Here is a 24,622-nt window from a genome sequence, read left to right as displayed (position 1 = left end):
GCGCCCCTGTGGGAGACTGGGACGGATGTCGTCCATGCTATTCAGCGCGGCGAGCGGTCGCCCGACGCTCTCCGACGTGTTGCCGAATTCGCTCGCTTCTCTGCGGGGTGAGACCGGTTCCCTCGGGCTGCCGGAGACCCGCTCGGTCGTGGTCATGCTCGTCGACGGGCTCGGAGCCTCGATGCTCCGCGCCCGCACCGGGCACGCCAGGCGCCTCACGGCGGACTGGCGCAAGAAGGACACCGCCTTCTCGTTCCCATCGACCACCGTCGCCGGGATCACCTCGCTCACGACGGCGACTCGAGCTGGTGAGCACGGGCTGCTCGGCTACTCCCTCTTCGACCGGGCTGCTGGTGTCATCCGCAACCAGCTCTCGGGCTGGGGGGACGGGATGGACCCCGCGACCTGGCAGCTGCGCCGCACGATCTTCGAGGAGCTGCGTGACGGGGGCTCCGAAGTGCAGAGCATCGTCGTGGGTATGCCGCAATACCGCGACTCAGGCCTCACGCACGCCTCCCTTCGCGGTGCCCTCTACCTCGAGGGCGGCACGATGCAGGAGCGGGTCGAGGTGACGCTGCGGGCACTCGACGACCACCCGCGCGCGCTCATCTACCTGTACAACGCGGAGCTCGATCAGGCGGGGCACGCCCACGGCTGGGAGTCGGACGCCTGGCTGGCACGCCTGGAGGAGCTCGACGCGGCCTTCGACGGACTCGCCAGGGGAGTAGATGCCGGCACCGGCATCCTCGTCACCGCCGATCACGGCATGATCGACATCCCCAGGCATCGGCAGATCGATGTCGACGACGACGACCCGCTCTTCGACGGCGTACTCGCCATGGCCGGCGAGCCACGGCTCCGCCACCTCTACCTCGAGCCGGGATCGCCGGCGGACGCGGCGGGAGAACTGCGCGACAGGTGGACCGCATCCCAGGGTGCACGCGCCACGATCGTCACGCGGCAGGAGGCGGTCTCCGAGGGGTGGTACGGCCCGAACGTCGACCCCGTCGCAGCCGAGCGCATCGGCGATGTCGTCGTCGCGGCGACGAAGGGAGTCACGTTCTACGCCACCTCGATGCAGTCAGGTGCGAGGCTCGTTGTCGGACAGCATGGATCGATCACCCCGGAAGAGACGATCGTTCCGCTCATCCGTGCCGGAGCCTTCACCCGCTAGCCGCGCACCTACTCGTCGCTGCGGGTCCCGAAGACGATCTCGTCCCAGCTGGGCATCGCGGCGCGCCCTGAGCGTTTCGGCGAGTGCTTCGACGGTGCTGGTTCGTTCGCCTCGTGCTTTGGGTCATCGAGTCCGTCGAGCGGCACGTCGACCGCCCGCACCCCACCTGAGCCGAGATCGCTCGGCTCGATGGTCTCCGTCTCGAAGCTGTCCTCGTCCCGAACTCGGGGAGCGAAGAGCTTGACGGGCGTCTGCTCGGACGCTGGCGACTGATCATCGTCACCATCCTGCGCTGAGCCCTGGTCGTCGCCGTCCTCGGCGTCATCCTCGAAGGACTGCGGGACGCGCTCTCCGCGACGCCGCCGGAGGGCCTCAAGGAGATCGGCCGTCTCGTGGTGCTGCTGCTCGGTCGCTCGCTCGAGTCGCGACGCCGCGGCACCGATCCAGGAGACCGGCTCCTTGCTCACCGGCTCCACGGAGGGAGCTGGTGAGGGCTCACGCTGCGGGGACTCCATGACGGCGCGGAGCCGCGGGCTGCCGAGCGACGCGGGTTCACCCTGCTGCGAGAGCATCGTCGCTGTCGGGTTCAGGGGGGTGAGCGCCTGAGTCTTCGGCTCGAAGCCCCACAGCGCCTCCCGTGAGATCTCGTCGACGGCGAAGGACAGGCCGATTCTCCAGCCCTCTTCATCGTCCTTCCAGGCATCCCAGATGACTGCGGCAGCAGAGGACGCCTCAAGGCGGTCGTCGATGACCTCGCCGAAGCTCGTTCCGTCCTGGCCAAGGGGGTCGGTGTCGGTCTTCAATCGAACGGTGACCGCGCGCGCCTGGCGCACGAGGTAGTCGCGCTCGGCGCGAACAGGTCCCTCGAAGCGGACCACGTCCTCACGGGCTGCCCCCGTGAGCTCAATGACCTCGTCGATGGTCTTCCCGGCGCGGATGAGCTGCTGGATGGCGCGCGGAGGCACCTTCGGCGCGTCGACGCGAGTGGAGATGCGCGGGCGCAGCGCGTCACGGAGCGCTTCGTCGATCACGACGCGGAAGCGCTGGCCGTCATCTCCGGACACGACGAGGGCACCTTCATCCAGGTCGATGAATCTGAGCTCATGCATGCTCGTACTCCTTGGCGTTGCCGATTCCTGGGCCACAGCATCACACGCGACGAGGGTGGAATCGGGGAGCCCCGGGGCGCGCCGTCCAACTCAGGCGTGGATTCGATCTCGCTCCGCGCGAACACTGCTCACTTCGGTTTGAGTTTCACCCCTGAGTCGTGCACAATTGCCGCGCCTGGGGGAGTTCCCCCCCATTGAAGAGATTTGGATAGGTATGGCGACCGACTACGACGCACCTCGCAAGACCGACGATGACGCAGAGTCCATCGAGGCGCTGAAGGAGCGAGTGCCGGATCGTCTCTCCGGCAGCGTTGACGCCGAAGATGCGGACAACCCCGGCAGCTTCGACCTCTCTGCGGCAGACCTAGCAGACGTTGAACTCGAGACCGTGGTGATCCCGCCGCAGGCCGACGAGTTCACCTGCGTCGAGTGCTTCCTCGTCAAGCACCGCTCGCAGCTCGAGAAGAGCTCGGCCCTCGGGCCGATCTGCCACGACTGCGCAACCGCCTGATCGTAGGCAGAGCACACGACCGAAGCCGCATCCCGAGGGGTGCGGCTTCGGTCGTTTGTCGGTGAGACAGGGGAACGCGGCTCAGTGTCGTGCGACCGGCGCGTCTCTCCGCATCAGCTCGTCTGACGTCTGTTCACAGCCCGGGCTTCGGTGATGGCGGCCGCGAGCTCGGTGGGTCGACGCGTGGAGATCAGCCAGTAGGGGACTGGGTCTGCGTCGTCGGTGATCTCGATCGTGAGTGAGGTCGGGATCCAGCCACGGATGCACAGCCATGCACGCAGGTCCAGCTGGGGACCCGCGGCGAGACGAGCACGCTCACGGGTCGTGTGCGGGAGGCACTGACCTGTGAAGCTCAGCGGCACGTGGGCGCCCGCGACCCGGACCTGGGTCGCCGTGACCTCGATGATGGGCGAGTAAGCCAGGACGAGCGTGAGGAACGCGGCGTAGAGCGTCACCGCGATGGCCGCGCCGATCCAGAAGTTGATCGGCGTGAACACGAGGATGACGGCGGGCACCATGAGGAAGCCGACGGCGTACACCCAGGCGGCTGGCCACAAGCGCTCGTGGAAGACAGGCATGGAGATATTGCATCACGCTTTGTCGTGCGCCGCTGTCAGATCACGATCCGGTCACGCCTCGGCTAGGCTCGTACGGTGAGCATTGCCATAGATGTGCCCGTCTCGGGCGTCCTCCCCACGTTCGCCCAGCCAGGCGACGCCGGGGCCGACCTGATCGCGACCGAATCCGTCACTCTCGCCCCCGGCCAACGCGCCGTCGTGGGCACGGGGGTTCGACTCGAGCTTCCGGCGGGAACCGTCGGCTTCGTGATGCCGCGCTCGGGGCTGGCCGCGAAGCACGGCATCACGCTCGTCAACGCGCCTGGCACCATCGACTCGGGCTACCGGGGTGAGGTGAAGGTGATCATGCTCAACACCGATTCGTCCGAGAGCTACGCCATCGCGGCAGGCGATCGGATCGCGCAGCTCGTGGTCATGCAGCTCGCGCCAGTGCGTTTCATCCAGACCGAGCAGCTCTCCGCCTCGCAGCGTGGAGAAGGCGGCTTCGGCTCCACCGGCTATTCGTCTGACCAGGAGGCACCCAATGGGACTGTTTGATTTCCTCAAGAAGGAAGAAGAGAAGCCTGAGAAGGCCGACAAGCTCACCGTCGACGACGAGGGCATCGAAGAGGAAGAGCTCGACGACGCGGTCGATCTCGAAGACGACGATGACATGGATGCGAAGTCCGCGCCTGACGATCGCGAGACCCGCGGACCGTTCGACATCTCCGAGGCGAGCCCCGCGAAGCGCTACGTAGACCTGGGCGCGCTGCGCATCCCGGCTCGTGAAGGACTCGGGCTCCGGCTCGAGGTCGAGGAGAAGACGAAGCGACTCGTCGCCGTCGCCCTCGACTACAAGGAGTCGACCATGCAGATCCAGGCGTTCGCTGCGCCTCGATCCACCGGACTCTGGCATTCGATCATGGCTCAGCTCGCAGAACAGGTCCGCAAGCAGGGCGGAACGGCGGAAGAGGTGGAGGGCATCCTCGGCCCCGTCCTCGACACGAAGATCCCGGTGGTCATCAAGGGAGCCGCGTCGAACCAGACCAGGTCCGCGCGCTTCTTCGGCGTCGATGGTCCGCGCTGGTTCCTCCGAGGCGTCCTGACGGGCAAGGCATTGCGCGACGAGGCCACCCGTGTCGAGCTCGTGGAGCTGTTCAGGAGCGTCGTCGTCGTCCGCGGTGAAGCCCCGCTGCCTCCGCGCGAGCTCCTCACGCTCGTCGTCCCCAAGGCAATGGCCGACCCGACGTCGAAGACGGCAACCGAGGACGCCGCATCCGGGGAGGCAGAGCAGGCATGACGCTGCCCGAGGACGACCGGCCCGAGCAGGCGGAGCCCTCCGCCGACGCGCCGAACAGGCGCAAGCTGGAAGACGTCGCGAAGTCGTCGTCGCTGGGCAGACTCACGGAGGGCGGCATTTCTGGTGCGTCGCTCCTCGCTGCCATGGGCGGCGTGCGCGGCCTGATCGAGACGCTCCTTCCTGGCATCGTGTTCCTCGTGCTGTTCACCCTCGGTACCGAGCTGTGGATCGCCGTCCTCGCGCCGGCGGTCCTCGGTCTCCTGTTCATCGTGGTCCGCGCAGTGCAGAAGGAGCCCGTCGTGCCCGCGATCTCGGGCCTCGTCGCGCTCCTGATCTCCGGCATCCTCGCTATGACGACGGGCAGAGGCGAGAACTTCTACCTCGTCGGGTTCTACACCAACGCCGCCTACGGTGCGGCTCTGCTCGTCTCGGTCCTCGTCCGCTGGCCCGTCATCGGGCTGGTCACGGGGCTCATCACCGGGCAGGGGTCGAGCTGGCGCCAGGACCGCGCGATGCTGCGGTGGATGTCCGTCATAACGCTCGTCTGGGTCGGCTTCTTCGCGCTGCGACTCGTCGTGCAGCTGCCGCTCTACTTCGCCGGCAACGTCGAGGCGCTCGGCCTCGCTCGACTGCTCATGGGAACCCCCATGTATGCCGTCGTCCTCGTCGTGACGGTGCTCTTCGTCCGGGCGCTCCTGAGTGCGTCACGGTCGGGAACGCAGAGTGAACCAGGTAAAGTATCTTGATGTCAAGATAAAAGCGTCTCGATCAACTCAGGATCACCTTCGAGGCAAGCCACGGCGAGACGCGAGATGATTGCTGGGCGCGGGCCGCGCACCCAGAGTTGCAAAGAAGGAGCCGAGACGTGACCGCAGTCAACAGCTTCGGAGCCAAAGACACGCTCAGTGTCGACGGCACCGAGTACGAGATCTTCCGCATCGACAAGGTTGAGGGGTTCGAGAAACTCCCCTTCAGCCTCAAGGTTCTCCTCGAGAACCTCCTCCGCACCGAAGACGGCGCGAATGTGACCGCAGAGCAGATCCAGAAGCTCGGTTCGTGGGTGCCTTCGGCAGACCCGGACACCGAGATCCAGTTCTCGCCTGCGCGTGTCGTCCTCCAGGACTTCACCGGTGTTCCCTGCATCGTCGACCTCGCCACCATGCGCGAGGCCGTGACCCAGCTGGGCGGTGACCCCGAGAAGGTCAACCCGCTCGCGCCCGCTGAGCTCGTCATCGACCACTCGGTCATCGCCGACCTCTTCGGTCAGGCCGACGCGCTCGAGCGCAACGTCGAGATCGAGTACCAGCGCAACGGCGAGCGCTACCAGTTCCTCCGCTGGGGCCAGACCGCCTTCGAAGACTTCAAGGTCGTCCCCCCGGGAACGGGCATCGTCCACCAGGTCAACATCGAGTACCTGGCGCGCGTCACCTTCGTCCGCGAGGTGGGCGGCGTGCTGCAGGCCTACCCGGACACCCTCGTCGGCACCGACTCCCACACCACGATGGTCAACGGACTCGGCGTGCTCGGCTGGGGCGTCGGCGGCATCGAGGCAGAGGCGGCCATGCTCGGCCAGCCCGTGTCGATGCTCATCCCGAAGGTCGTCGGCTTCAAGCTCAAGGGCCAGATCCCCATGGGCGTCACCGCGACCGACGTCGTCCTCACGATTACCGACCTCCTGCGCAAGCACGGCGTCGTCGGCAAGTTCGTCGAGTTCTACGGCGAGGGCGTCGGCGCAGTGCCGCTCGCCAACCGCGCCACGATCGGCAACATGAGCCCCGAGTTCGGCTCGACGGCCGCCATGTTCCCGATCGACGACGAGACCCTCAGCTACCTGCGCCTCACGGGCCGCAGCGAGGAGCAGGTCAAGCTCGTCGAGGCGTACGCCAAGGAGCAGCACCTCTGGCACGACCCGAGCAAGGAGCTCTCCTACTCGGAGTACCTCGAGCTCGACCTCTCGACCGTCGTCCCGTCGATCGCCGGCCCCCGTCGCCCGCAGGACCGCATCGAGCTGTCCAAGGCCAAGGGCCAGTTCGGCGCCGACCTCAACGACTACACGGCGGAAGACTTCGGACTCGTCGACGTCGCCGGCGAGGACAGCTTCCCGGCATCCGACCCCGCCAAGCTCACGCCGACCTCCGAGGACTCCGACGTCCGCGAGCAGCAGACGGCGCCGACCTTCTCGCACGACCGCAAGCCGGTTCAGGTGCAGGGTGCGGATGGCCAGAGCTACACGATCGACCACGGCTCCGTTGCCATCGCGGCCATCACGAGCTGCACCAACACCTCCAACCCCTCGGTCATGCTCGCGGCCGGCCTCCTCGCCAAGAAGGCGAGCGAGCGCGGCCTGAAGGCGAAGCCGTGGGTCAAGACCACGCTCGCCCCCGGCTCGAAGGTCGTCACGAACTACTACGAGAAGGCCGGACTCACCGACTCGCTCGAGGCCCTCGGCTTCTACACGGTCGGATACGGCTGCACGACGTGCATCGGCAACTCGGGTCCCCTCAACGAGGAGATCTCCGAAGCGATCAACGACAACGACCTCGCCGTCACTGCCGTTCTCTCCGGAAACCGCAACTTCGAGGGTCGCATCAACCCCGACGTGAAGATGAACTACCTGGCGTCGCCGCCGCTGGTCATCGCCTACGCGCTTGCCGGAACGATGGACTTCGACTTCGAGACGCAGGCGCTCGGCAAGGACTCGGACGGGAAGGACGTCTTCCTCAGCGAGATCTGGCCGACCGCAGACGAGGTGCAGTCCACGATCGACACGTCGATCGACACGGACATGTTCACGCGCGAGTACGGCGCGGTCTTCGATGGCGACGAGCGCTGGCGCTCGCTCCCCACGCCCACCGGCGCGACGTTCGAGTGGGATGACCAGTCGACGTACGTCCGGAAGCCCCCGTACTTCGATGGCATGGTCATGGAGCTCACGCCGGTCACCGACATCAAGAGCGCGCGAGTGCTCGCCAAGCTGGGCGACTCGGTCACGACCGACCACATCAGCCCTGCTGGATCGATCAAGGCAGACAGCCCCGCCGGAAAGTACCTGACGGAGCACGGCGTCGGTCGCAAGGACTTCAACTCCTACGGCTCGCGTCGCGGCAACCACGAGATCATGATCCGTGGAACGTTCGCGAACATCCGTCTCAAGAACCAGCTCCTCGACGGCGTCGAGGGCGGCTACACGCGTGACTTCACGCAGCCCGATGGACCGCAGTCGTTCATCTACGACGCCGCACAGAACTACGCGGAGTCCGGCACGCCGCTGGTCGTCCTCGGTGGCAAGGAGTACGGCTCCGGCTCTTCTCGCGACTGGGCTGCCAAGGGCACGAGCCTGCTCGGCGTCCGCGCCGTCATCGTCGAGAGCTTCGAGCGCATCCACCGCTCGAACCTCATCGGCATGGGTGTCGTCCCGCTGCAGTTCCCGGCAGGCGAGAGCTGGTCATCGCTCGGCCTCGATGGCACGGAGTCGATCTCGATCCAGGGCATCGAGCAGCTCAACGAGGGCTTCACGCCCAAGACGGTGCACGTCATCGCGGAGCCCACCTCTGACTCGCCCGAGGGCAAGCAGACGATCGAGTTCGACGCTGTCGTTCGCATCGACACCCCAGGTGAAGCCGACTACTACCGCAACGGCGGAATCCTGCAGTACGTGCTCCGCCAACTCGCCACGGCGTAGCAGGCGCAGTGCAGAACCGAAGGGCGGAGCCGAGAGGCTCCGCCCTTCGGCGTCGTACACGATTCGCGCTTTCACTCGCTGAGAGCGGTCGCTGTGCGCATGCATCTCCGGTCGATACCGTTGGAGCGATTTCCCACGACGAAGGAGTTCCGCATGAGCACTGAGATTCCCATCCGCACCGTACTGAGCCCCGGCCGCTATGTGCAGGGCAAGGGCGCGCTCGCACGGCTCGGGGAGTTCGTCGCGCAGATCGGGTCGACCCCGCTGCTGCTCGCGGACGACTTCGTCTGGGACCTCCTCGGGGAGCGCCTCGCGACCTCGTTCACGGGGGGAGAGGCCGAGGTCCCGCGCGAGCGCTTCAATGGCGTCGCCTCCTCGGGGGAGATCGATCGCATCGTCGAGGTCATCAAGGCGAGCGGCAGCGATGTGATCGTCGCCGTCGGCGGGGGCAGCACGATCGACGCCGCGAAGGCCGCTGGCTACCTCGCTGGCGTCCGATGGGTGAGTGTCCCCACGGTCGCATCCACCGACGCGCCGACCTCGGCGCTCGCCGTCATCTACACGGAGGCGGGGGAGTTCGAGGAGTACCGCTTCTTCCCTCGCAACCCTGACCTCGTGCTCATCGACTCCCAGCTCGTGGCGGATGCACCCGCACGGTTCCTCGTGGCGGGGTTCGGCGATGCGCTGGCCACGTGGCTCGAGGCCCGTGCGACAAGCCGCTCCAACGCGAGCACGATGGCGGGCGGACTGCCCACGCAGACCGGCACGGCCCTCGCGAAGCTCAGCTGGGACGTCCTCTGGGAGAACGCGGCGATCGCGCTCGACGCCGTCGAGGACGGCGTCGTGACGCCAGCTCTCGAGCGGGCCATCGAGGCGAACACGCTGCTCTCGGGGCTCGGCTTCGAATCCGGTGGACTCGCCGCCGCCCACGCGATCCACAACGGTCTGACGGCCGCACCGCAGACGCACGGCCTGCAGCACGGTGAGAAGGTCAACATCGGATCGATCGCTCAGCTCATCCTGGAAGGGGCGCCCGCGGAGGAGATCCGCGATTTCATCGTCTTCACCACGAAGCTCGGACTGCCGACGACGCTCACGGAGATCGGGCTCTCCACCGACGACAAGCACGAGTTGCGGCTCGTCGCCGAGGCCGCGACCGTGGCGGGGGAGACGATCCACAACATGCCGTTCGCGGTGTCGTCCGACGATGTCATCGCCGCGCTCACCTCGCTCGAGCGGCTCTCGCGCCGTATCCGTGCTGAGGCCGGGCTCCCCGAGCCGGTCAAGTACCACGCCAAGCACTGACGACGCCACGCGACGAAGGCGCCTCCTCACCCGAGCTTCGGGGGAGGAGGCGCCTTCGTCGTCAGCTGGCAGGATCGATCAGTGCGACGCGGCTCCGCGGATGGGCGGCGTGTGGAAGGTGCCTCCAAACGCCTTCTGCGAGGCTCCGACCCGGTCGAGGTACGGCGTGATGCCACCTGCCTGGAACGGGTAGCCAGCACCCAGGATGAGGCACAGGTCGATATCCTCGGGCGCCGCAACGACCTTCTCATCGAGCATCCGCTTGATCTCGTCGGCGAGACCGACCTCGACACGGTCCGCGAACGAGGCGGCGGTCATCGGTGTCTTGCCCCCGGCGACGATCTGCACGGCCTTCTTGTCGAAGCCCTTCACACGTCCCTTGCCGTCGCGGTCGTACAGCTTGCCGTAGTCGGCCAACCTGTGCAGGTTCTCCGACTCGAAGAACCGCTCAGGGAACGCCTTGTGATGCGTGTCGAGCACGTGGGCGCCGACCTTGAGCCCGACCAGCTCGAGCAGCTCGAACGGTGTCATCGGGAGGCCGATCCTGTCGAGCGCGTGGTCCACGGTCTCGAACGAGGTGCCGGTGTCGACCGCGTTCATGGCCTCGCCCAGGACCTTGGCGAGGACGCGGTTCACGACGAATCCTGGCGCATCCCTGGTGATGACGGCCGTCTTCTTGAGATTCTTGGCGGTTGCCATCGCCGTCGCCAGCGTCGCGTCGTCGGTGCTGTCGGTCCGCACGACCTCGATGAGCGGCATCTGCGCCACGGGGTTGAAGAAATGGAAGCCCACGAGGCGCTCCGGGTGTTCGAGCTGAGCGCCGATCTCCGCGACCGAGAGCGAGGAGGTGTTCGTAGCGAGAACGGTCTCCGGTCCGACGATCTTCTCGAAGTCCGCGAAGACCTGCTGCTTGACGCCCAGTTCCTCGAAGACCGCCTCGATGACCCAGTCGCAGTCCGCGAACTCTCCCCGGTCGGTCGTGCCGTGGACGAGGCCGATCAGTCGGCCGTATTCGTCGCTCTCGATCCGCCCCTTCTCGTGCAGCTTCTCGAGCTCGCGCCGAATGGCCGCGACTCCCGTGTCGACGCGGGCCTGGTCGAGGTCGGTGATGACGACCGGGACCTTGAGGCGACGCACGAAGAGCGTCGCGAACTGTGTCGCCATGAGTCCGGCACCGATGACGCCGACCTTGTCGATGCGGCGAGCGAGCGCCTTGTCCGGGGCTCCTGCGGGGCGCTTCGCGCGCTTCTGCACGAGGTTGAAGGCGTAGATCGATGCCACGAACTGGTCGCCGGAGATGAGGTCGGCCAGGGCCTCGTCTTCCGCGGGGAAGCCCTTCTCGCGGTCGTCGCCCTTCGCGAGCTTGAGCAGCTCGAGCGCCCGGTAGGGAGCGAGTGCGACGGTGCCGAGCTTCTCCTCGAGCGACTTCCTCGCGATGCTGATCGCGAGATCCCACTTCGCGAGGCGCTCGAGGCGTCCGGGAGCATTCGGCCGCTTGACCTCGATGTCTCCGCCGATGACCTTGTCGGCCCACGCCAGCGAGTCCTCAAGGAAGTTCAAGCTCGGGAAGATCGCGTCGGCGATGCCGAGCTCCGCGACCTGGGGTCCCTTGAGCATCCTGTTCTGCTTGAGCGGATTCTCGATGATGACCTTGAGGGCGTTCTCGATGCCGATGAGGTTCGGGAGGATGCTCGCGCCTCCCCAGCCTGGAACGAGACCGAGGAAGGTCTCGGGCAGGGCGAACGCAGGAACAGTCGCGTCGACCGTGCGGTAGTCGGAGTTGAGCCCGATCTCGACGCCGCCTCCGAGCGCGAGACCGTTGTAGAACGTGAAGCTCGGTACGCCGAGCTTGCCGAGGGAGCCGAGTACCTCATGTCCGAGCCTCGCGAGGAGGAGCGCGACCTCTCGGCTCGGGATCGATCCCACGTTGGAGAGATCGGCTCCGGCTGCGAAGTTGAATCGCTTGCCCGTGATCGCAACCGCGTGGATGTCATGGGAGGAGGCGCGAGCGCGCAGGCCGGAGAGGACCTCGCCGAGTTGGGCGAGGGTCTCCGGTCCGAGCGTGTTCGGGCGCGTGTAGTCGTGGCCGTTGTCGAGGGTGATGAGGGCCAGCGTGCGGCCGCTCGGCAGTGTGACGTCACGGACGAGTGAGTGCGTCACGACCTCGTCGGTGCTCATTGCAAGCAGGGGAGCGTAGCGTGCTCGAAGATCGGTTGCCATGGTGCTCAGCGTCCCTTCTTGCCGAAGCCTCGGCGTGCGTGCGACTTGCCGTTCCAGTTCGGGTTCTCCCAGATGACCGTGCCGCCCTGTCCGAGTCCGACGCACATCGCGGTCAGTCCGAAGCGGACCTCCGGGTGCTCCTCGAACTGCTTCGCGAGCTGTGTCATGAGGCGAACACCGGAGGATGCGAGGGGGTGGCCGATGGCAATGGCTCCGCCGTACGGGTTGACCGAGGGGTCGTCGTCGTCGATGCCGTAGTGGTCGAGGAACGACAGCACCTGGACGGCGAAGGCTTCGTTGAGCTCGAAGAGTCCGATGTCGTCGATCGTCATGCCGGCACGGTCGAGGGCCTTCTCGGTCGAGGGCACGGGCCCGAGACCCATGACCTCGGGCTGGACTCCGGCGAACGCGAACGTCACCATGCGCATCTTCGGCGCGAGACCGAACTCCTTCGCGGCAGCGCTCGAGGCCAGGATCGCGGCGGTCGCGCCGTCGTTGAGTCCGCTGGCGTTTCCGGCCGTCACGCGACCGTGCGGGCGGAATGGAGTCTTCAGCGTCGAGAGCGTCGCCATGTTCGTCTCGGGTCGGAGCGTCTCGTCGCGGGTAGCGAGGCCCCAGCCGGCGTCGGATTCGATGGCGACGGGGATGAGGTCCGGCTGCAGCTGGCCGTTCTCGTAGGCGGCAGCGGCCTTCTGCTGGCTGCGCATCGCGTAGCGGTCGCTGCGTTCGCGCGTGAGCTGCGGGAATCGATCGTGGAGTCGCTCGGCGGTCTTGCCCATGTTCAGGGCGTCACCGCTGACGAGCTGCTCGGCGACGAAGCGCGGGTTGGGGTCTGCGCCGATGCCGAGCGGGTGCCTGCCCATGTGCTCGACGCCGCCGGCAATTGTGACGTCGTAGGCCCCAAAGCCGATGCCGGACCCCATGGTGGTGACGGCCGTCATGGCACCTGCGCACATGCGGTCGATGGCGAGGCCGGGAACGGTGTTCGGAAGTCCCGCGAGGATCGCCGTGGATCGGCCGAGCGTCAGTCCCTGGTCGCCCTGCTGGGTTGTCGCGGCGATGGCGACGTCGTCGTAGCGTTCGTGCGGGATCTGCGGGTTCCGGTCGAGGAGACCCTTGATCGCCTTGACTGCGAGGTCATCCGCACGGGTCTTCCAGTACATGCCCTTCTCGCCCGCACGTCCGAATGGGGTTCGAACGCCGTCGATGAACAACACTTCTCGATTGGCCACACTGCCTCCAAGCATCTATTGACTCGGTCATCCTATGGATGCTCGCCTGATCGGAAGCCAATGCGTCGTGTGAAGCTACGAATCCTCGTCGTCCGGACCGGAAGTCAATTGGTCAGCTTCTACAAAAGCCGAGGCAATTCCCTGTGCAACCTCGCTGGTCTGCCAGGCCCGTGCGCCGAGCTCGCGCAGGTGCTCCGCGACGGCGTCGGCGGAGACAGGCTGGCGAGGGACCCAGGCGGCTCGCCGCAGGAGCTCAGGAGTCAGGAGGTTCTCGACGGGCATGTGGAGAGTCTCGGCGTGGGCCACGAGGAACTCGCGTGCGAGCTTGAGCCGGCGGTCCGCCTCGGGGGAGCGCTGCTCCCACTGGCGGTGGTGCGGCATCCGGTCCGGGTCTCGTGGGGCCTGCGGAGGCAGCTCCTCGGTCGTGAGGCCGCGCTCGACGGCACCCCACCAGCGATCGAGCTGGGTTCGGGATGCGCGTCCGGTGAATTCCTTCAGACGAGCCAGCTCGCCTCGAGTGCGGGGCATGGCCGTCGCGACCGCTGCGAGTGCTCGGTCGGGGAAGAGTCGGCCAGGAGCGGTGTCGGTAGTCCGCGCCGCATCGTCGCGAGAGAGCCAGAGCTCCCTCGCCACAGCGAGGGCCCGCGGGCTGCGAAGCCGGCTGATGCCGCCGATGCGTCGCCACGGGTCGGGCTTCTTGACCCCGAGCTCGCGAGTGAGGATGTCCGCGAACTCCTCGCGGGCGGCATCGAGCTTCTCCGCGTCGATGAGCTCCTGGTGGAGCTGGTCTCTGACGTCGATGAGCAGCTCCACGTCGAGCGCCGCGTACGCGAGCCAGGTCTCCGGCAATGGGCGAGTCGACCAATCGGCCGCTGAGTGCGCCTTCTCGAGTGAGATGCCGAGCAGGCGCTCGATGACGGCGCCGAGCCCGACTCTCTCGTACCCCAGGAGCCTCGCGGCCAGCTCGGTGTCGAAGATGAGGCTCGGGTCGAGGTCGAGCTCGCGGAGGCACGGAAGATCCTGTGTCGCGGCGTGGAAGATCCACTCCTCGTCTCCGATGATCTCCTGCAGCCGCGCGAGTGATCCCGTCGCGATCGGATCGATGAGGAGCGTGCCGCTCCCTCGCCGGTAGAGCTGCACCAGGTAGGCGCGCTCGGAATATCGGTATCCGGATGCGCGCTCCGCATCCACAGCAACGGGTCCCGTGCCGGCGGCGAGACGATCGAGTGCCGCCTGCAGCTGCGCTTCGGTCTCGATCACCTCCAGTCCGCCAGCTTTCAGACGGTCGGCATCAAGCCCCATCTTTCGCCTTCCTCAAGTGCTGAAGAACCTGGACCCCGTCGTCGGCCTCGGTCTCCGGGGGCATGCCCGCCAGCAGACAGAGCAGCTCGCCCCAGGCCTCGGCGTGAGCCGCGAGGTCCGTCTCCCGTGGAGTCCAGGATGCTCGGAGTTCGATCTGGGCACCCTCGCCCTGCTCTTCGAGCTCGCCGAAGCCCCGACCGTTGATGGTCGTTGCCGTGCCGGACGGGTGCTCGAAGGCCGCACCTCTGGACTCGAGGGCATCCATGAGCCACGACCAGGCAACGGGTGCGAGGAAGGGGTCGACGCCGATCTCGGGTTCGAGGGGAGCCTGTGCGAAGCACACGACGCGGAAGGCGCCGCGCCAGGCTTCTGGCTCGCTCTCATCGTGCAGCAGGATGAACCTGCCGGTTCCGAGTTCGGAATCGCTCGCGTGAGCAGTAGGTCGCACGTCTCCGGAGAGAGCGAGCGACTCGGGGGCCAGGTTCGCCGGGGGCCGGATCTCGCTCACCGTGAGGGCAGAGCGGAACTCGGCCGCACGGACCGCCTCTACGGCGGCCTCGAACTCCGGGGCGGATCGATGCAACGGGACAACCACGCGACGAGACTAGGCCTGGCCCTCGGCTCCGCAGATCAGGCGCGCCGTGTCGGAACGTCGCCCGTCCGGCGTGTTCACGGCCGGGTTGCGTCATCATCGACGTGATGTGTGCCGCAAAACGTGCCTCAACCGAGTCGTCGTCGTCGGCGACGAAACTCGCCGCAGCCTCGCTCGGCGCTCTCGTCGTGGGACTCGGGGCCGTCGTCGCGACCGCGTCGACCATGGTCGCGCGCGCAGTCGTCACCCCGCCGCGCCGCCGCAAGGATCCGGTCCGTCTGCTCGGCGTCGACAAGCAGGCGGGGACCGTCACGCTCGCGCGCACGCCGGAGACGGCCGCTCCCGGGCACTACAGCCTCGTCTTCGCGGCCGAGACGGGTCGCGCCAACGTGGGTGCCGTGGTCGACGAGTCGGAGCGCACCGTGACGAGGCGCTTCTGGGGCGAGCAGGGTGCGCAGCTCGAGCGCGTGCGGTCCGTGCGTCTGGCATCTGCTCCGCAGCTCTGGGTTCGAGACCTCAACCTGCCCTGGCGCTGGGTGGATGTGCAGACGCCGCTCGGTGCGATGCCAGCCTGGCTCATTCCCGCGGCCCAGGCCAGCGACTCGTGGGCGATCCACGTCCACGGTCGAGGCGCGGTCATGACGGAGCCCCTTCGCGCTGTTCCGCTCTTCCGCGGTCGAGGCTGGAACTCGCTCGTCGTGAGCTACCGCAACGACGCTCTGGCGCCGCCCTCGCCAGACGGCAAGTTCGGTCTGGGAGCCACGGAGTGGCGCGATGTCGAGTCGGCGATGGACTGGGCCGTGTCCAGGGGTGCACGGCGCATCATCCTCGTCGGCTGGTCGATGGGCGGGGGCACGGTGATGCAGGCGGCCCTCAACGCGCGACACCGGGAGCTCATCGCGGGCATCTTCCTCGAGTCTCCGGCGTTGAGCTGGCGATCGATCCTTCGATATCAAGGGTCGGCCATGCGGCTCCCTCGATTCGTCACCGCCCTCGGCATCTGGCTCATCGGCAGCCCGCTCGCCCGGCCGCTCCTCGGACTGGAGGCGCCGATTCCGCTCTCGAAGCTGGAGATCCTCGATCGGCTCGCAGAGCTGACGGTGCCGATCCTGCTCTTCCACTCGAGCGGTGACACGGTGGTGCCGGTCGAGGCGAGCCGCGAGCTCGCCAGGCGGCGCCCCGACCTCGTCACCTATCGGGAGTTCGAACGAGCGCTGCATACGCGGCTCTGGAACGTCGACAGCGGAAGATGGGAGCAGTCGCTGGACGAGTGGCTAGCGACCTTCTAGGAGAGTCCGGCCGCGGAGAGGCGCTCGAGCAGCTGGCGCTTCGCCCGCGCCTGAAGGGCAACCATGCCGCTTCGTCGCAGCGGCGAGACCAGGTCCGTGAGACCGAGAGCGCTCGGGAGGTCCTCGGGGAGTCGCAGGAGAGCCTCCGGTTCCTGCCCATCCACGCCCTGGACGAGCGCAGCCGCGAAGCCCCGCGTCATCGGCGCGCCGGGTGGAACTGAGATCCTCAGGTGCACACGCCGCTCCGGCGTCAGTGAGACGTCGAAGAAGACCGGTGACTGGCACTCGATCACGCGCTCGAACGACTCGGCGTCGCCGGGGTCGACGCCGGGGAGCTCTGCACCGATCTCGGCAAGGAGCTCGAGGCGATCACGGGGCGACACCTCGAGCAGCTCCTCGCGGAGCAGATCGAGGGATTCCGGAAGCGTGACGTCGTGCATGCCACCACGGTACCGGGCAGGTGCCCTGGCGACGCGCAGCTGAGCGGCTGGCGGTAGGATCTGCAGGAGCCCGCACCGGGCATTACTCACTGGAAAGTACGAGGACTCCGTGGGCGTAGGCCGCTTGCTGCACCTGACCGAACTCTCACCGACCGTCACGGCGGCAGAGATGGTGAAGGACCTCGTGCCTCCCAGGCAGTTCGACGCCGCCAAGTTCGCCACCTACCGGCCCGATCCCGAGTATCCATCCCAGGCCGCCGCCGTCGAGGCGGGGGAGCGGTTCGCGGGAGTCAAGGCGGCCCCCGCTTCCGGGAGCAAGGGCCTCTTCGGGTTCCTCAAGAAGGCACCGCCGGTCAAGCCCGGCATCTATCTCGACGGTGGCTTCGGCGTCGGCAAGACGCACCTGCTCGCCTCGATCTGGCACGCGCATCCTGGCCGCAAGTACTTCGGCACCTTCATCGAGTACACCGCGCTCGTCGGCGCTCTCGGCTATGCCGAAGCCGTCCGTTCCCTGCGCGGAACCAGCCTCATCGCCATCGATGAGTTCGAGCTCGACGACCCGGGCGACACGATGGTCATGTCCAGACTCCTGGGTGAGCTCGTCGACTCGGGTACGAGCGTCGCCGCGACGAGCAACACCCCGCCGAACGCACTGGGCGAGGGGCGCTTCGCCGCCTCGGACTTCCTCCGCGAGATCACGAAGCTCGCTGGCGTCTTCGACACTCTCCGCATCGACGGAACCGACTACCGTCGCCGCGACATGTCCGGCCATGCCGCCGTCACGCCGCCGGAGCGCCTCGACTCGCTGGTGGACGACGCGGTCGCCGACGGCAGGTCTGTCGCGTACGACGGCTTCGACGATCTCGTGCAGCACCTCGCTACCGTGCATCCGTCCAAGTACGTCCGGCTCGTCGAGGACGTCGACCTCCTCGCCCTCCGCGATGTGCACGAGCTGACCGACCAGGCTGAGGCCCTCCGCTTCGTCGCCTTCATCGACCGCGTCTATGACGCGCAGATCCCCATCGCAGCATCTGGTCTCGCCCTCGACCGAATCTTCGGCGGTGGAATGATCGACGGCGGCTACCGCAAGAAGTACCTGCGCTGCGTCTCCAGGCTCATCGCCTCGACCGCGCAGGAGCAGACCGCCTCCGTGTGACGGGTGCGTCTCCTGCCGCGCCTCCGGTGGGGCATCGACGCTCGCGACACAGACTCGTAACACGCCTGGCCGCTCCGAAACATGATGGAAACGGTCCCGCCCCATTGCTGACACGCGCCTTGCGCAGACTCATTGCATCTCCCCACCCCGTGTCACGACGACGCGACCTCCAGGTCGCAGCACGGGTGGCGAAAGCGAGGATGCAATGGATACCGGTGGAACCGCCTGGCTGATGATCAGCGCAGCGCTTGTGCTCTTCATGACACCAGGACTCGCCCTCTTCTACGGCGGCATGGTGAAGGAAAAGAGCGTCGTGAGCATGATGATGCTCTCGTTCGGGGCCCTTGGCCTCGTCGCAGTGCTCTGGATCCTGTACGGCTACAACATGTCCGCTGTCTCGGGAGATTCCTTCTTCCAGTTCGCGGGTGACCCCTTCTCCGACTTCGCGCTGACCAACCTGATCCAGGACAGCAACGCGACCGCCGGTGCGGCATACGGCGGCACCTTCGCCATCATCACCACAGCCCTCATCTCTGGAGCCATCGCGGACCGAGCCAAGTTCGGTGCCTGGATGCTCTTCGCCGGTATCTTCGCGACGTTCGTGTACTTCCCAGTTGCTGCCTGGGTCTGGGGCGGTGGCTGGATCATGCAGCTCGGTGCGCAGCTCGGCTTCGAGGGCGTCGAGGTCATCGACTACGCGGGTGGCACGGCGGTGCACATCAACGCCGGAGCGGCCGCGCTGGCCCTCGCTCTTGTCCTCGGCAAGCGCGTCGGCTTCGGCAAGGGCATCACGCAGCCCCACAACGTTCCTCTTGTCCTCCTCGGAACCGCGATCCTCTGGTTCGGCTGGTTCGGCTTCAACGTCGGCGCGGCCTGGGGCGACCTTGAGGGCACCGAGTTCCCGGGACCCGGACTGCTCTTCATCAACACCATCGCGGCTCCCGCCGCGGGTATCCTCGGCTGGATCATCGTCGAGAAGCTGCGCAACGGCAAGGCGACCTCGATCGGCGCCGCCTCGGGTGCGATCGCAGGCCTCGTCGCGATCACACCGGCTTGCGCCGTGCTGACGCCAGGCTGGGCGCTGCTGCTTGGCCTCGTGTCCGGTGTCCTCTGCGCCTTCGCGATCGAGCTGAAGTTCAAGCTCGGCTTCGACGACTCGCTCGACGTCGTGGGCCTGCACCTCGTCGGCGGCCTCGTCGGCTCCATCTGGCCTGGCCTCTTCGCCTTCGACACCGGTCTCTTCACCGGTGGCGGATTCGAGCAGCTCATCGTCCAGCTCATCGCTTCCCTCGGCGTCCTCCTCTACTCGTTCGGAGTGAGCTTCCTCGTGGCCTGGGTCATCCAGAAGACCATCGGCTTCCGGGTGCGCCACGAGGACGAAGTGGCCGGCGTCGACGTGGTCGTGCACGGCGAAACCGGTTACGCGCTGTCCCGCTGATCACGCGGACGGCCTTCGGGGGCCGTGCATCCACAGCTGTGGATGCACGGCCCCCGTTCTCGTTTCTCGCCCGGGGCTTGCTCTCCCAAGGGAGGGGCTCGGCGACCCGATACGGTTGAGAGCATGAGCGCACCTGTGATCGCAGCAATCGTCGCCGTGATCCTCGCCATCATCGGCATCATCGGCATCATCGTTCCCGTGCTGCCAGGCAGCATCACGATCGTCATCGGCTTCCTCGTCTGGGCGATCTTCGCCGGCTCCTGGCCGGTCTGGGCTGCGTTCGCGGTCGGCGCCGCACTGCTCATAACGGGCATGATCATCGGCTGGGTGCTCACAGGGCGCGGCCTGCGCAAGAAGCAGGTCCCGAATCGCTCCGTGCTCATCGGGCTCGGCGTCGGCATCATCGGGCTGTTCGTGCTGCCGGCGTTCGGGCTTCCGATCGGGTTCGCCGTCGGTCTCGTGGCGTCGGAGTACTGGAGGGTGCGGGAGTTCCGCGCAGCCCTCGACTCGAGTTGGACCGCAGTGAAGGCGCTGGGCCTCGGCATGGTCATCGAGCTCATGTGCGCGCTCGTCGCCACTACGATTCTCGCGATCTCGATCTTCGTCCACTTCGTCTGGCTCTGAGTTTCCTGAACTCGCGGGCAGGTCTGACTTCGCCTTTTGCGCAGATCCCCATACCCTGGGTGAAGCTGTCCGCGTTCTGAGCGCGAGAGCAGATCGTGTTCGGAGGAGCCGTATGTCGAACGGGGAGACCTCGAACGCCGTACTGGCGTTCGTGAAGAAGCGCCCTGGTGAGCTCGCCGCGGCGACCATGAGCGTCATCGCCGTGGGGGCAGTGGTCGCTGCGCTGACGGTCTCGAGCGGTCAGGGTGCCAACGTCGCCGAGCCGATCGACACCGTCGCTGTCCCTGATACGACGAGTATGGCTGCATCGACGGCGAACTCGAGCGATGTCGTGAACCTGCACATGCTCGCGCAGCCGCTTGCCAGCCTGCCCGCTGAGCGCGTGGGATCTGCGCAGAAGACTGCTCTGGAGGACGCCCTCAAGCAGGTCAAGGACGCGCTCAGTGCGACCACTTCGGAAGCAGATTCGCTGCAGACGGCATACACGGCGCTCCAGAACGCAGTGGGCGGGATGGCCACGAGCACGCTCGCGCTGGGTCGTGAGCATCGCCTGCAGGTGACGCTCGCATCGGCGGACATCCTCACGGCCTACGACGCAGCGCTCATCGAACTGGGTGACGCCGCCGACGACCGTGCCCGGACGAGCGGCATCTCAGCGGTCGTGCGCCAGGGCACCGCAGCTCAGAGCTCCCACAGCGCAGCTGTCGACTCCCAGCAGGGGGAGGACACCAACGCACCGGAGCCTCCGCTGGACGATTCTGGAGAAGACGAGCCCACCCAGGCCCCAGCACCGTCCGAGCCAGTACCACCGGCGTTGACGGCCCAGCCCGTCCCGGACGGTCCTGGTGGCAGCACGCCCCCGACGGAGCCCGAAGAGACGCCGGCGCCGACGGATCCTCCCGTTCCGGAGCCGACCGAGGGTCCCAGCGAGCCGCAACCGACGGGGGAGCCGACGCCCACCTCCGAATCGGGGAGCACACCGAGCACCTGACGTTCGGGCGCACGCCCGGATGCCGGAGAGCCAGCGGCACTGCGGTGATGCACTGCCGCCGGCCCTCCGTGCCGAGCACGGCCGAGTTGGTGCGCGTCTGCCAAATCAGGCACGTGCGCCGCTCCGGTTGACGAGGAACCCGCCTACCCGGTCTTCGAGCTCTTCGCTGTGACAGAGCTCTTGGGCTTCGACCTGGTGGTTTTCGACTTCCTGGGAGCAGCCTTCTTGGGAGTCGTCTTGCTGGCACCGCCCTTTCTCGCGGCTGCTTTCTTCGTGCCGCTCTTTCCCGCCGAGGCCGCGTCCGACCTCGCCTTCCCCGTGGTGCCCTTCTTCGCAGGTGTCGTCTTGCCCTTGTCGATGCTCCTGCGAAGCGCCTCCATGAGGTCGATCACCTCGCCGCCTGGTTCCGAGTCCTCGGACTCGCCGAAGGTCGCCGCCGTGTCGAGGGCGTCCCCCTCCGCGAGCTTCGCGTCGATGAGCTGCTGCAGCTGCTCCTGGTAGTCGTCGGTGAAGCGATCCGGCGCGAAGTCGGCCGCGAACGACTCGACGAGCGACGCCGACATCTTCAGCTCCTTCGCCGAGATCCTCACACGTTCGTCGAGGGCCGGGAACTTCGCCTCGCGCACCTCGTCGTCCCAGAGCAGGGACTGCAGCATGAGCACGTCGCCTCGGGTCCGAAGCGCGCCCAGTCGTGATTTCTGCCGGAGCGAGAAGTGCACGATGGCGGTCCTGTCGGTCTTCTCCAGTGTCTTGCGCAGCAGCACGTACGCTTTCGCCGACTTCGAATCGGGTTCGAGGAAGTAGCTGCGGTCGAACATGATCGGGTCGAGTTGCTCGCTCGGCACGAACTCGACGACGTCGATCTCACGACTACGCTCTTCCGGCAGCGAGCTCAGGTCCTCCTCCGTGAGCACGACGGTCCTGTCCTCCTCGGCGTAGGCCTTGTCGATGTGCTCGAAGTCCACGACCTTCCCGCAGACCTCGCAACGTCGCTGGTAGCGGATGCGCCCGCCGTCCTTGTCATGGACCTGGTGCAGGTGGACGTCGTGGCCCTCGGTGGCGCTGTACAGCTTCACGGGCACGTTGACGAGGCCGAAGGCGATCGAGCCTTTCCAGATGGATCTCATGCGCCCAGTACAGCCGACGAGTCACGCCGGAAACCGGGTCGAGGCTGTGTATTCACCGTTCCGCGATTCAGGAGTCGGGTGCATCCTGGGCCGATGGCGACGTCCCAGCAGACGGTGGTGGTCGAGGGGCACCGGGTGACCCTGACGAACCTCGACAAGGTCCTGTACCCCGAGTCGGGCACGACAAAAGCCGAGGTGCTCGCGTACTACGCGGAGATCGCGCCCTTCATGCTTCCGCACATCCGGCAGAGACCGGTGACTCGGAAGCGGTGGGTGGACGGCGTCGGCACGGCAGAGCATCCCGGGAAGGTCTTCTTCCAGAAGGACCTCGAGGCGAGCGCGCCGGCTTGGGTGCCGCGAGAGGCTATCGATCACCGGGACCACAGGAACGAGTATCCGATCGTCCGTGATGTCGCGACGCTGACGTGGCTCGCCCAGGTCGCGGCGCTCGAGATCCACGTGCCGCAGTGGCGTTTCTCGGCTCACGGCGCAGTTCTGAATCCGGACCGAATGGTGCTCGACCTCGATCCGGGGGAGGGCGCTGGACTCCTGGAGTGCGCCGAGGTTGCGCGACTCTCGCGCCGCATCCTGAGGGATATGGGGCTCGACCCGGTCCCGGTGACAAGCGGCAGCAAGGGGATCCACCTCTACACGGCCCTTGACGGAACCCACACTTCCGAACAGGTATCGCAGGTCGCGCACGAGCTCGCGAGAGCGCTGGAGGCTGACCACCCCGAGCTTGTCGTGAGCGAGATGAGAACCGCTCTGAGGGCGGGCAAGGTGCTTGTGGACTGGAGCCAGAACAGTGCAGCGAAGACCACGATCGCTCCTTACTCGCTTCGCGGGCGCGCACGCCCCACGGTTGCCGCTCCGCGCACGTGGCGAGAGCTCACCTCCGGCAGGCTTAGGCAGCTGGAGTTCGCCGAGGTGCTGGAGCGGATGCGCACGAGCCCGGATCCCCTCGCCCCAGTTGCCGAGGCGGGCCAGGAGGACCGGCTGCTGCGCTACCGATCGATGCGCGATGCCGCGAAGACGACCGAGCCCATGCCCAAGGCAGCCCCACCGTCCTCGGACGGGCGGAGCTTCGTCATCCAGGAGCACCACGCGCGGCGGCTCCATTACGACGTCCGCCTCGAGCGCGACGGCGTGCTGGTGTCCTGGGCAGTCCCGAAAGGCATTCCCCCCGAGACCACGCGCAACCACCTCGCGGTCCAGACCGAGGACCACCCGCTCGAATATGCCACGTTCGAAGGTACGATCCCGAGAGGCGAGTACGGGGCAGGCGAGGTGCATCTCTGGGACTCCGGCACCTACGATCTCGAGAAGTGGCGGGACGGCGAGGAGGTCATCGTCACGCTCCACGGCGCGGCCGCGGGCGGGCTCGGCCAGCCGACACGGGTGGCCCTCATCCGCACACGGGGGAGCAACGACGAGAAGGACACCTGGCTGCTGCACCGGATGGAGCGTGAAAGCCCTTCGACGAAGACTCCGAAGACGAAGCGACACGGCCCCGGTAAGGAAGGTGGCGCCGGGAGCTCGATAGCGCCAATGCTCGCAACGCCTCGCGAGAAGGGCACTTTCGAGGACGAGGAGGAGTGGGCCTTCGAGATGAAGTGGGACGGCATCCGCATCGTCGCCACCGTGCAGCCGGATGGCATCCGTCTGCGCACGAGGAACGGCAACGACGTGACGACGGTCTATCCGGAAGTCGTCGATGCGCTGAGGGCGAGCACGGTGGGCCGGTCGGTGGTTGTGGATGGCGAGGTCGTGGCGCTCGACCGTAGGGCACGACCGGACTTCGGTCGACTGCAGGCGAGGATGGGCCTGCGAACGCCGAGGGACATCGAACAGGGTGCGAAAGACGTGCCCGTCGAGTACTTCGCCTTCGACCTGCTCGAAGTCGACTCTCAGAGCCTGCTTCGTCGGCCATACGTCGAGCGCCGTGCACTGCTCGAGGAGGCCGTGCGGGAAGTGCACGGCCTTCGGGTGCCACCGGCGATCACGGGCGACGCCCGACTCGCCCTGTCCAGCAGTGCAGAGCTCGGGCTGGAGGGCATCATGGCGAAGCGTCTCGAGAGCGTCTACCAGCCAGGGCGGCGCTCAGATAGCTGGATCAAGGTCAAGCACCACAGGTCCCAGGAGGTGATCGTCGGCGGGTGGCGACCGGGGCGCGGCCGCCGGTCGGGTGCAATCGGCTCACTGCTCCTGGGCGTTCCCGGGGCCCACGGGCTTCGCTACATCGGACGGGTCGGCACCGGCTTCAGCGACCAAGACCTGGAGCGAGCGCTCGGCAAGCTCGACCCGGAGGTGAGAGATACGCCGCCGTTCGAGGGAATTCCGGCGTCGGACGCGAGGGGTGCCGTCTGGGTAGCTCCGGTCTTCGTCGGCGAGGTCGAGTTCGCTGAGTGGACCACTGGCGGACGGCTCCGGCAGCCGAGCTGGCGAGGATGGCGACCCGACAAATCACCCGCCGACGTGGAGCCTGCGGGGGACTGAGCTCCGCTTGTGAAACGGCACGGTGACAACTGGGCTGAGGACGACGAAGGCCGGGCCCGCCAACGCGGACCCGGCCT

The 24,622-nt window shown here is 67.1% G+C and carries 21 protein-coding genes; 13 read left to right on the top strand and 8 right to left on the bottom strand.

Features of this window, described 5'->3' with window-relative positions:
• The first annotated feature begins 25 nt into the window (after nucleotides 1-25).
• Nucleotides 26-1,174 carry an alkaline phosphatase family protein gene (locus GV007_RS08370; RefSeq protein WP_160071859.1) on the top strand — a complete coding sequence of 383 codons (1,149 nt, stop codon included), beginning with the start codon at nucleotides 26-28 and terminating at the stop codon, nucleotides 1,172-1,174.
• Between the two features lie 8 nt (nucleotides 1,175-1,182).
• On the opposite strand, the gene sepH is transcribed toward GV007_RS08370, so the two are convergent.
• Complete coding sequence (gene sepH, locus GV007_RS08365; protein WP_160071858.1) at nucleotides 1,183-2,283, bottom strand: septation protein SepH; 1,101 nt, start codon at nucleotides 2,281-2,283, stop codon at nucleotides 1,183-1,185.
• A 214-nt stretch (nucleotides 2,284-2,497) separates the two neighbouring features.
• On the opposite strand from sepH, the gene GV007_RS08360 reads away from it, so the two are divergent.
• Nucleotides 2,498-2,794, top strand: coding sequence for a DUF4193 domain-containing protein (locus GV007_RS08360; protein WP_104241348.1), 297 nt, complete (start codon nucleotides 2,498-2,500; stop codon nucleotides 2,792-2,794).
• A gap of 113 nt (nucleotides 2,795-2,907) precedes the next feature.
• Here GV007_RS08360 and GV007_RS08355 read toward each other — a convergent pair whose 3' ends face one another.
• On the bottom strand, nucleotides 2,908-3,372 hold the full coding sequence (locus GV007_RS08355; protein WP_104241347.1) for a DUF3093 domain-containing protein: 465 nt from the start codon (nucleotides 3,370-3,372) through the stop codon (nucleotides 2,908-2,910).
• Between the two features lie 75 nt (nucleotides 3,373-3,447).
• Between GV007_RS08355 and dut the strand changes: the two genes are divergently transcribed.
• The 5 genes from dut (at nucleotide 3,448) to GV007_RS08330 (ending at nucleotide 9,638) form a co-directional block, all read left to right on the top strand.
• Nucleotides 3,448-3,909 carry a dUTP diphosphatase gene (dut, locus tag GV007_RS08350; RefSeq protein WP_201297641.1) on the top strand — a complete coding sequence of 154 codons (462 nt, stop codon included), beginning with the start codon at nucleotides 3,448-3,450 and terminating at the stop codon, nucleotides 3,907-3,909.
• Nucleotides 3,896-4,651: a DUF3710 domain-containing protein gene (locus GV007_RS08345; RefSeq protein WP_160071857.1), complete on the top strand. Its 756-nt coding sequence runs from the start codon at nucleotides 3,896-3,898 to the stop codon at nucleotides 4,649-4,651. Before dut ends, GV007_RS08345 begins: the two co-directional genes overlap by 14 nt.
• A complete protein-coding gene (locus GV007_RS08340) occupies nucleotides 4,648-5,397 on the top strand; it encodes a DUF3159 domain-containing protein (protein ID WP_160071856.1) in 750 nt (249 codons plus the stop codon). Before GV007_RS08345 ends, GV007_RS08340 begins: the two co-directional genes overlap by 4 nt.
• 119 nt (nucleotides 5,398-5,516) lie before the next feature.
• Nucleotides 5,517-8,333 carry an aconitate hydratase AcnA gene (gene acnA / locus GV007_RS08335; RefSeq protein ID WP_160071855.1) on the top strand — a complete coding sequence of 939 codons (2,817 nt, stop codon included), beginning with the start codon at nucleotides 5,517-5,519 and terminating at the stop codon, nucleotides 8,331-8,333.
• Nucleotides 8,334-8,486: 153 nt separating this feature from the next.
• Entirely contained in the window at nucleotides 8,487-9,638 is a 1,152-nt protein-coding gene (locus tag GV007_RS08330) for a glycerol dehydrogenase (RefSeq protein ID WP_160071854.1), read from the top strand.
• A gap of 78 nt (nucleotides 9,639-9,716) precedes the next feature.
• Here the strand turns inward: GV007_RS08330 and GV007_RS08325 are convergent, their stop codons facing one another.
• Genes GV007_RS08325 through GV007_RS08310 form a run of 4 tightly spaced genes read right to left on the bottom strand, consistent with a single transcriptional unit; the run spans nucleotide 9,717 to nucleotide 14,987 of the window.
• On the bottom strand, nucleotides 9,717-11,816 hold the full coding sequence (locus tag GV007_RS08325) for a 3-hydroxyacyl-CoA dehydrogenase NAD-binding domain-containing protein (RefSeq protein ID WP_228503347.1): 2,100 nt from the start codon (nucleotides 11,814-11,816) through the stop codon (nucleotides 9,717-9,719).
• A 47-nt stretch (nucleotides 11,817-11,863) separates the two neighbouring features.
• The gene (locus tag GV007_RS08320; protein WP_160071852.1) at nucleotides 11,864-13,105 is read right to left on the bottom strand and encodes a thiolase family protein; all 1,242 of its coding nucleotides are present in this window, start codon (nucleotides 13,103-13,105) and stop codon (nucleotides 11,864-11,866) included.
• 60 nt (nucleotides 13,106-13,165) lie between these two features.
• The gene (locus tag GV007_RS08315) at nucleotides 13,166-14,392 is read right to left on the bottom strand and encodes a ribonuclease D (RefSeq protein WP_160071851.1); all 1,227 of its coding nucleotides are present in this window, start codon (nucleotides 14,390-14,392) and stop codon (nucleotides 13,166-13,168) included.
• Nucleotides 14,382-14,987, bottom strand: coding sequence for a DUF3000 domain-containing protein (locus tag GV007_RS08310; RefSeq protein WP_160071850.1), 606 nt, complete (start codon nucleotides 14,985-14,987; stop codon nucleotides 14,382-14,384). Before GV007_RS08310 ends, GV007_RS08315 begins: the two co-directional genes overlap by 11 nt.
• Nucleotides 14,988-15,091: 104 nt before the next feature.
• Between GV007_RS08310 and GV007_RS08305 the strand changes: the two genes are divergently transcribed.
• Entirely contained in the window at nucleotides 15,092-16,273 is a 1,182-nt protein-coding gene (locus GV007_RS08305; protein ID WP_160071849.1) for an alpha/beta hydrolase, read from the top strand.
• On the opposite strand, the gene GV007_RS08300 is transcribed toward GV007_RS08305, so the two are convergent.
• Nucleotides 16,270-16,713 (bottom strand): SufE family protein, encoded by a 444-nt coding sequence (locus GV007_RS08300; RefSeq protein WP_160071848.1) that lies wholly within the window; start codon nucleotides 16,711-16,713, stop codon nucleotides 16,270-16,272. The genes GV007_RS08305 and GV007_RS08300 overlap by 4 nt on opposite strands.
• Before the next feature lie 169 nt (nucleotides 16,714-16,882).
• On the opposite strand from GV007_RS08300, the gene zapE reads away from it, so the two are divergent.
• The 4 genes from zapE to GV007_RS08280 all read left to right on the top strand — a co-directional run bounded on the left by zapE (nucleotide 16,883) and on the right by GV007_RS08280 (nucleotide 20,922).
• The gene (zapE, locus tag GV007_RS08295) at nucleotides 16,883-17,869 is read left to right on the top strand and encodes a cell division protein ZapE (protein ID WP_160074154.1); all 987 of its coding nucleotides are present in this window, start codon (nucleotides 16,883-16,885) and stop codon (nucleotides 17,867-17,869) included.
• Between the two features lie 205 nt (nucleotides 17,870-18,074).
• Nucleotides 18,075-19,307 (top strand): ammonium transporter, encoded by a 1,233-nt coding sequence (locus GV007_RS08290; RefSeq protein WP_160071847.1) that lies wholly within the window; start codon nucleotides 18,075-18,077, stop codon nucleotides 19,305-19,307.
• Nucleotides 19,308-19,430: 123 nt separating this feature from the next.
• A complete protein-coding gene (locus tag GV007_RS08285) occupies nucleotides 19,431-19,931 on the top strand; it encodes a DUF456 domain-containing protein (RefSeq protein WP_160071846.1) in 501 nt (166 codons plus the stop codon).
• 112 nt (nucleotides 19,932-20,043) lie between these two features.
• Nucleotides 20,044-20,922, top strand: coding sequence for a hypothetical protein (locus GV007_RS08280; protein ID WP_160071845.1), 879 nt, complete (start codon nucleotides 20,044-20,046; stop codon nucleotides 20,920-20,922).
• A gap of 143 nt (nucleotides 20,923-21,065) precedes the next feature.
• On the opposite strand, the gene ku is transcribed toward GV007_RS08280, so the two are convergent.
• Nucleotides 21,066-22,049: a non-homologous end joining protein Ku gene (gene ku, locus GV007_RS08275; RefSeq protein WP_160071844.1), complete on the bottom strand. Its 984-nt coding sequence runs from the start codon at nucleotides 22,047-22,049 to the stop codon at nucleotides 21,066-21,068.
• 93 nt (nucleotides 22,050-22,142) lie between these two features.
• Here ku and GV007_RS08270 point away from each other — a divergent pair, with 93 nt between their 5' ends.
• Nucleotides 22,143-24,545: an ATP-dependent DNA ligase gene (locus GV007_RS08270; protein ID WP_160071843.1), complete on the top strand. Its 2,403-nt coding sequence runs from the start codon at nucleotides 22,143-22,145 to the stop codon at nucleotides 24,543-24,545.
• Nucleotides 24,546-24,622: the final 77 nt, after the last annotated feature.

The sequence above is a fragment of the Pseudoclavibacter sp. 8L genome (assembly GCF_902506465.1).
GTDB lineage: Bacteria > Actinomycetota > Actinomycetes > Actinomycetales > Microbacteriaceae > Pseudoclavibacter.
The sequence above is the reverse complement of the archived record's forward strand: the minus strand, read 5'-3'. Positions and strand labels throughout refer to the sequence as shown.

Excerpts from the sequence above, each read along its gene's own strand:
- GV007_RS08370 (WP_160071859.1), top strand. The coding sequence starts at position 26 with ATGTCGTCCATGCTATTCAGCGCGGCGAGCGGTCGCCCGACGCTCTCC.
- zapE (WP_160074154.1), top strand. The coding sequence starts at position 16,883 with ATGGTGAAGGACCTCGTGCCTCCCAGGCAGTTCGACGCCGCCAAGTTC.
- GV007_RS08330 (WP_160071854.1), top strand. The coding sequence starts at position 8,487 with ATGAGCACTGAGATTCCCATCCGCACCGTACTGAGCCCCGGCCGCTAT.
- GV007_RS08320 (WP_160071852.1), bottom strand. The coding sequence starts at position 13,105 with ATGCTTGGAGGCAGTGTGGCCAATCGAGAAGTGTTGTTCATCGACGGC.
- GV007_RS08345 (WP_160071857.1), top strand. The coding sequence starts at position 3,896 with ATGGGACTGTTTGATTTCCTCAAGAAGGAAGAAGAGAAGCCTGAGAAG.
- sepH (WP_160071858.1), bottom strand. The coding sequence starts at position 2,283 with ATGCATGAGCTCAGATTCATCGACCTGGATGAAGGTGCCCTCGTCGTG.
- GV007_RS08340 (WP_160071856.1), top strand. The coding sequence starts at position 4,648 with ATGACGCTGCCCGAGGACGACCGGCCCGAGCAGGCGGAGCCCTCCGCC.
- GV007_RS08300 (WP_160071848.1), bottom strand. The coding sequence starts at position 16,713 with ATGCACGACGTCACGCTTCCGGAATCCCTCGATCTGCTCCGCGAGGAG.
- GV007_RS08285 (WP_160071846.1), top strand. The coding sequence starts at position 19,431 with ATGAGCGCACCTGTGATCGCAGCAATCGTCGCCGTGATCCTCGCCATC.
- GV007_RS08315 (WP_160071851.1), bottom strand. The coding sequence starts at position 14,392 with ATGGGGCTTGATGCCGACCGTCTGAAAGCTGGCGGACTGGAGGTGATC.
- GV007_RS08355 (WP_104241347.1), bottom strand. The coding sequence starts at position 3,372 with ATGCCTGTCTTCCACGAGCGCTTGTGGCCAGCCGCCTGGGTGTACGCC.
- ku (WP_160071844.1), bottom strand. The coding sequence starts at position 22,049 with ATGAGATCCATCTGGAAAGGCTCGATCGCCTTCGGCCTCGTCAACGTG.
- GV007_RS08325 (WP_228503347.1), bottom strand. The coding sequence starts at position 11,816 with ATGAGCACCGACGAGGTCGTGACGCACTCACTCGTCCGTGACGTCACA.
- GV007_RS08360 (WP_104241348.1), top strand. The coding sequence starts at position 2,498 with ATGGCGACCGACTACGACGCACCTCGCAAGACCGACGATGACGCAGAG.
- GV007_RS08290 (WP_160071847.1), top strand. The coding sequence starts at position 18,075 with ATGGATACCGGTGGAACCGCCTGGCTGATGATCAGCGCAGCGCTTGTG.
- GV007_RS08280 (WP_160071845.1), top strand. The coding sequence starts at position 20,044 with ATGTCGAACGGGGAGACCTCGAACGCCGTACTGGCGTTCGTGAAGAAG.
- GV007_RS08270 (WP_160071843.1), top strand. The coding sequence starts at position 22,143 with ATGGCGACGTCCCAGCAGACGGTGGTGGTCGAGGGGCACCGGGTGACC.
- GV007_RS08305 (WP_160071849.1), top strand. The coding sequence starts at position 15,092 with ATGTGTGCCGCAAAACGTGCCTCAACCGAGTCGTCGTCGTCGGCGACG.